The 6,606-nt window shown below is 66.3% G+C and carries 4 protein-coding genes; all 4 read right to left on the bottom strand.

Annotated features, from left to right (window positions below):
- Positions 1 to 113: 113 nt before the first annotated feature.
- The 4 genes from rpoB to ACFXAE_RS07640 all read right to left on the bottom strand — a co-directional run bounded on the left by rpoB (position 114) and on the right by ACFXAE_RS07640 (position 6,473).
- Entirely contained in the window at positions 114 to 3,599 is a 3,486-nt protein-coding gene (rpoB, locus tag ACFXAE_RS07655; RefSeq protein ID WP_384709533.1) for a DNA-directed RNA polymerase subunit beta, read from the bottom strand.
- A 581-nt stretch (positions 3,600 to 4,180) separates the two neighbouring features.
- Positions 4,181 to 4,564, bottom strand: coding sequence for a 50S ribosomal protein L7/L12 (gene rplL / locus ACFXAE_RS07650; protein WP_030039747.1), 384 nt, complete (start codon positions 4,562 to 4,564; stop codon positions 4,181 to 4,183).
- Positions 4,565 to 4,687: 123 nt separating this feature from the next.
- The gene (rplJ, locus tag ACFXAE_RS07645; protein ID WP_384709531.1) at positions 4,688 to 5,218 is read right to left on the bottom strand and encodes a 50S ribosomal protein L10; all 531 of its coding nucleotides are present in this window, start codon (positions 5,216 to 5,218) and stop codon (positions 4,688 to 4,690) included.
- Positions 5,219 to 5,531: 313 nt separating this feature from the next.
- On the bottom strand, positions 5,532 to 6,473 hold the full coding sequence (locus ACFXAE_RS07640; protein ID WP_384709528.1) for a hypothetical protein: 942 nt from the start codon (positions 6,471 to 6,473) through the stop codon (positions 5,532 to 5,534).
- Positions 6,474 to 6,606: the final 133 nt, after the last annotated feature.

Here is a 6,606-nt window from a genome sequence, read left to right as displayed (position 1 = left end):
GATGTTGCCGCCGCCAAGTTGTCTACAACCCCAAGCTGTTTTTTAATTCTTGGGGGCTCATCCGGGGGCGCGGGGGCGGGCGGCCGGGGTACCCCGGGCCCCCCCCACTCCCGTCAGACCTCTTCGACGCTGCTCGGCTCGCGCCGGGACAGGTCGATGCCGAGCTCCTCCGCAGCGCGGAAGACGTCCTCGTCGGTGTCACGCATCTCGATGGACATGCCGTCGCTGGACAGCACCTCCACGTTCAGGCACAGGGACTGCATCTCCTTGATGAGGACCTTGAAGGACTCGGGGATGCCGGGCTCGGGGATGTTCTCGCCCTTGACGATGGCCTCGTAGACCTTCACGCGGCCGGTGACGTCGTCGGACTTGATGGTCAGCAGCTCCTGGAGCGCGTAGGCGGCGCCGTACGCCTCGAGTGCCCACACCTCCATCTCGCCGAACCGCTGGCCACCGAACTGAGCCTTACCACCCAGCGGCTGCTGGGTGATCATGGAGTACGGGCCGGTCGAACGCGCGTGCAGCTTGTCGTCGACCAGGTGGTGCAGCTTCAGGATGTACATGTAGCCGACCGAGATCGGCTCCGGGAACGGCTCGCCCGAGCGGCCGTCGTACAGCCGCGCCTTGCCGGACGGGAGCACCATGCGCTCGCCGTCGCGGTTCGGGATGGTGTGCTGGAGCAGACCCGCGAGCTCGTCCTCACGCGCACCGTCGAAGACCGGGGTGGCGACGTTGGTGCCGGGCTCGACCTTGTCGGCGCCGATGACCTGGAGCCGCTCGGCCCACTCCTCCGCGAGGCCGGAGACGTCCCAGCCGCGGCTGGCGAGCCAGCCGAGGTGGATCTCCAGGACCTGTCCCGGGTTCATCCGGGACGGGACACCCAGCGGGTTGAGGATGATGTCGACCGGGGTGCCGTCCTCCAGGAACGGCATGTCCTCGATCGGGTTGATCTTGGAGATGACGCCCTTGTTGCCGTGGCGGCCGGCGAGCTTGTCACCGTCGGTGATCTTGCGCTTCTGCGCGACGTAGACGCGCACCAGCTGGTTGACACCGGGGGGAAGCTCGTCGCCCTCCTCGCGGTCGAAGACGCGGACGCCGATGACCTTGCCGATCTCGCCGTGCGGCACCTTCAGCGAGGTGTCACGGACCTCACGGGCCTTCTCACCGAAGATCGCGCGCAGCAGGCGCTCCTCGGGGGTCAGCTCGGTCTCGCCCTTGGGCGTGACCTTGCCGACGAGGATGTCACCGGCGACGACCTCGGCACCGATGCGGATGATGCCGCGCTCGTCGAGGTCGGCGAGGACCTCCTCGGAGACGTTCGGGATGTCCCGGGTGATCTCCTCGGGGCCGAGCTTGGTGTCACGGGCGTCGACCTCGTGCTCCTCGATGTGGATCGAGGAGAGGACGTCGTCCTGCACGAGGCGCTGCGACAGGATGATCGCGTCCTCGTAGTTGTGACCCTCCCACGGCATGAACGCGACCAGCAGGTTCTTGCCGAGCGCCATCTCGCCGTTCTGGGTGGCCGGGCCGTCGGCGAGGACCTGGCCGGTGATGATCCGGTCGCCCTCGTTGACGATGACCTTCTGGTTGACCGAGGTGCCCTGGTTGGAGCGGGAGAACTTGGCCAGGCGGTACGTGATGTACGTGCCGTCGTCGTTGGCGGTGGTGATGTAGTCCGCGGAGACCTCCTGGACCACACCGTCCTTCTCGGCCTTGACCACGTCGCCGGCGTCGACGGCGGAGCGGTACTCCATGCCGGTGCCGACGAGCGGGGACTCGCTCTTGATCAGCGGCACGGCCTGGCGCATCATGTTCGCGCCCATGAGGGCACGGTTGGCGTCGTCGTGCTCGAGGAACGGGATCATGGCGGTCGCGACCGACACCATCTGGCGCGGCGAGACGTCCATGTAGTCGACGTCGTCACCGGGGACGTAGTCGACCTCGCCGCCACGACGGCGGACCAGGATCCGGTTCTCCACGAACCGCATGTCGTCGTTGAGCGGGGCGTTGGCCTGCGCGATGACGAAGCGGTCCTCCTCGTCGGCGGTCAGGTAGTCGACCTCGTCGGTGACCTGGCCCTCGACGACCTTGCGGTACGGCGTCTCGATGAAGCCGAACGGGTTGATCCGGCCGTACGAGGCGAGCGAGCCGATCAGACCGATGTTCGGGCCTTCCGGCGTCTCGATCGGGCACATGCGGCCGTAGTGCGACGGGTGCACGTCGCGGACCTCGAAGCCGGCCCGCTCACGGGAGAGACCACCCGGGCCGAGGGCGTTCAGACGACGCTTGTGCGTCAGCCCCGACAGCGGGTTGTTCTGGTCCATGAACTGCGACAGCTGGCTGGTGCCGAAGAACTCCTTGATGGAGGCGACGACCGGCCGGATGTTGATCAGGGTCTGCGGCGTGATCGCCTCGACGTCCTGGGTGGTCATGCGCTCGCGCACGACGCGCTCCATACGGGCGAGACCCGTACGGACCTGGTTCTGGATCAGCTCGCCGACGTTGCGGATGCGCCGGTTGCCGAAGTGGTCGATGTCGTCGGTCTCGACCATGATCGAGCGGCCCGACTCGCCGACCGTCTCGGTCTCACCGGCGTGCAGCTTCACCAGGTACTTGATGGTGGCGATGATGTCGTCGGTGGTGAGCACGCCGGCGTCCAGCGGCTCGTCCCCGCCGAGCTTCTTGTTCACCTTGTAGCGGCCGACCTTGGCGAGGTCGTAGCGCTTGGGGTTGAAGTACAGGTTCTCGAGCAGCGTCTGCGCGGCCTCACGCGTGGGGGGCTCGCCCGGACGCAGCTTGCGGTAGATGTCGAGCAGCGCGTCGTCCTGGCCCTGGGTGTGGTCCTTCTCCAGGGTGGCGCGCATGGACTCGTACTCGCCGAACTCCTCGAGGATCTGCTCGGTGGTCCAGCCGAGCGCCTTCAGGAGGACGGTGACGGACTGCTTGCGCTTGCGGTCGATGCGGACACCGACCATGTCGCGCTTGTCGATCTCCATCTCCAGCCAGGCACCCCGGGACGGGATGATCTTGGCGGAGAAGATGTCCTTGTCGGACGTCTTGTCGATGGAGGAGTCGAAGTAGACACCGGGCGAACGGACCAGCTGCGACACCACGACACGCTCGGTGCCGTTGATGACGAACGTGCCCTTGTTCGTCATGAGCGGGAAGTCGCCCATGAAGACGGTCTGGGACTTGATCTCGCCGGTCTCGTTGTTCGTGAACTCGGCGGTGACGAAGAGCGGGGCCGCGTACGTGAAGTCGCGCTCCTTGCACTCGTCGATGGAGTTCTTCGGCGGCTCGAAGCGGTGGTCGCGGAAGGTCAGCGACATCGACCCGGAGAAGTCCTCGATCGGGGAGATCTCTTCGAAGATCTCCTCCAGACCGGACTTGGTGGGGACGTCCTGCCCGTTCTCGAGAGCCTCCTCGACCCGACTCTGCCAAGCGGCGTTCCCGAGCAGCCAGTCGAAGCTCTCGGTCTGCAGCGCGAGCAGGTTCGGAACCTCGAGAGGCTCCTTGATCTTTGCAAAGGAGATGCGCAGCGGGGCGGTGCTGGCGCCGTTGTTCGTATTCGCGGTCGAGGCGTTGCGCGAGGCGGCCAAGAGGGGGTCCTTCCGAGGGCTCGGACTCACTACGCGCGTACCGGCCCCCCACTGGGCAGAGAGACAGACATCCCAGGTCAGAGATGATCTAGTCGTCGATGCTCGAGCGAGGGCATGCCCCTGGTGACGGGCAGGGGACAGCTAACAGGCAGCGCAAAGGGTCAGTGTAGCCACTTGGCACACTGATGTCCAATGCCGGTCTACGAACCCGGTGGAGGCCCTCGTTCTTCTCAACTCCTGCGACACGGCGCTGCCCTCAACGCACGTTGATACTGCCCTCTTTGCCGTCGATCCATGCCTCGGATCCGGATCCTTGCGACGACGCGTCCTGAGAATTGCGCGCTGCGTGCGGTTCGTCAAGGCCCCTCTTGCCGGAACCGTCTGCCACCAGGCACATCTTCACGGCCCCCGGGAGGCACGACGAAGATCACCCTACTCCCCGCCGTCCCGGGTGCAAGGCAGCCGCCACCGGACCCCTCATACGCCGAGGAGCGACCACCCGGATGGATGATCGCTCCTCAGCGCTTGAGCGTTACACGTCCCTGCGGACGCGCAGCGGGCCCTGTGGGACCCGGAAGGTCTTACTTGACCTCGACGGAGGCGCCGGCGCCCTTGAGGGACTCGGCGGCCTTCTCGGCGGCGTCCTTGGCGACCTTCTCGAGGACGGGCTTCGGGGCGCCGTCCACGAGGTCCTTGGCCTCCTTCAGACCCAGGGAGGTCAGCTCACGCACGACCTTGATGACCTGGATCTTCTTGTCGCCGGCACCGGTGAGGATGACGTCGAACTCGTCCTTCTCCTCCTCGACCGGGGCAGCCGGGCCACCCTGGGCCGGGCCCGCGACGGCGACGGCCGCGGCGGCGGTGACGTCGAACTTCTCCTCGAAGGCCTTCACGAACTCGGAGAGCTCGATGAGGGTCATCTCCTCGAACTGGGCGAGCAGGTCTTCCTGGCTGAGCTTCGCCATGATGGCGGTCCTTCCACTAATTCGGCAGGTGCCGGATGTACGGGGTGAGGCGGGCGTACGTCGGGCCCGCATCGACCCTCACCTCATGCGGTTCATGCGGCGAGGATCGGAAAGCGAGCCGAATTACTCGGCACCGCCCTGCTCGTCCTGCTTGGCACGGAGCGCGTCCACGGTGCGGACGAGCTTCGAGGGGAGCGCCTGGAAGAGCTGAGCAGTCTGCGTCTGCTTGCCCTTGAAAGCGCCCGCCAGCTTGGCGAGCAGAACCTCGCGGGACTCGAGGTCCGCAAGCTTCTTGATCTCGTCGGCGGACAGCGCCTTGCCGTCAAGGACACCGCCCTTGATGACGAGATTCGGGTTGTCCTTGGCGAAGTCACGAAGACCCTTCGCCGACACCACCGGGTCACCGGTGACGAAGGCGACTGCCGTCGGACCGTTGAACAGGTCGTCGAGCGTCGAGATCCCGGCCTCGTTGGCCGCAATCTTGGTCAGCGTGTTCTTCACCACGGCGTACTGGGCGTTCTCACCGAGCGAACGGCGCAGCTGCTTGAGCTGGGCCACGGTGAGACCGCGGTACTCGGTCAGCACGGCGGCGCTGGAGTTGCGGAACTGGTCCGTCAACTCGGCAACCGCGGCAGCCTTGTCGGGCCTCGCCATAGAGCCTCGGCCTCCTTCCGGGTGATTCGGACCGCGCGGACCCGAAGGAGGACTGGGGAAAACGAAACGCCCCGGGCGCAGGCGCACGGGGCTTAGCTCAACCGGTCACTCGCGTCCTCGCGGCAGCGAGCTCCGGGAACTCTTCCACTGACACCTGCGCGGGTCGTCCGCAGTTCAGCGGATCCTTCGGCCACCGTGAACTCCGATGAGCACACGGCAACGACCAGCGGTCTTTGGCTTCCGTGGAAGAGTACGCGAACGGATCGGCGTCAAGCAAATCGACCGATCGGGGGCATCGGGAGCGTCAGGGCCTTCAGGAGCCGAGACCGGCCTCGGAGTCCGCGCCCAGCTCCCCCAGCATCTCCATGAGGTCGAGGGTCTCCGCCGCCGGCGGCGCCTCGACCTCGGCCGCGGCTCCGTAGTCGGAGTAGTCGGCCGTCATGTTCATCGTGCCCTGCGGCGTCTTCATGCCGACGACCATCCGGACCGGGTAGTTGTCCTCGTTGACCCAGAACTCGGTGTCGTAGCCCTTCAGCCCCGTCTTCTCGGCGTTGGCGGTCAGCTCCTCGCGCTCCTTCTCGGAGAGCAGGTCGAAGGACTCGTTGGCCTCGATCATCTCGTCGAAGCTCAGCGTGCCCTTGTAGTGCTGCGTCTGAACGCCGTCGACCTTCTCCGGGCCGACGTGCGTCAGGTTCGGCGACTCCAGCAGCAGGGCGAGCTGCTTCGCCGGGTCCTGGTTCATGTTCTCCAGGCCGCTGGTCATCTGCTTCTGGATCTCGGCGTCGCCGGAGGCCTCGGCGATGGCGGCGAAGTCCATCTTCATCCAGCGCTTGCCGTCCATCTCGGCGGCCTGCTTCGCACCCATGTCCATGTACATGACGTTGTCGAGCATGATCATGCGAACCCGCTCGGGAGCGTCCGGGTCGCCGGCCGTGAGCGCGGAGCCCTTCATGGTGACGTCCATGACGGCCGGGTCCCAGCCCTGCACGCCGGAGAGCTCCATGGTGCCGCCGCCGTCCACCGCGGCCGGCATCGTCATGGTCATCCGGACCTTGGAGGACTTGGCCTCCGAGGTGTTCTTGAAGGCGGCCTGGAGGACCTTCGTCATCTCGTTCTGCGTCTGGACCTCGGATCCCGCCGAGTCGGCGGCCTTCTTCTTCCCGCCCCCGTCACCGTCCTGACAGCCCGCGACGCCCACGACGACGGCCGCGGCCGTCAGACAGACACCCGCGCGCTTCCATGCGGCCATGCCCATGAATCCCACCCCTGGTTGTTTCGCTGTGCTACGCCTGTGAAGTCAGAAGAAAGGTAACCCACCCCACTGACACTGTCGTACGAAAAACCCGTCCCCGCGCCTCGGAGGAGACGCGGGGACGGGTTTTTCCGCT

The organism is Streptomyces sp. NPDC059454, from assembly GCF_042749965.1.
In the GTDB taxonomy this organism is placed as follows: domain Bacteria; phylum Actinomycetota; class Actinomycetes; order Streptomycetales; family Streptomycetaceae; genus Streptomyces.
Note: the sequence above shows the minus strand (reverse complement) of the source record. Positions and strands in the feature narration are given on the sequence as shown.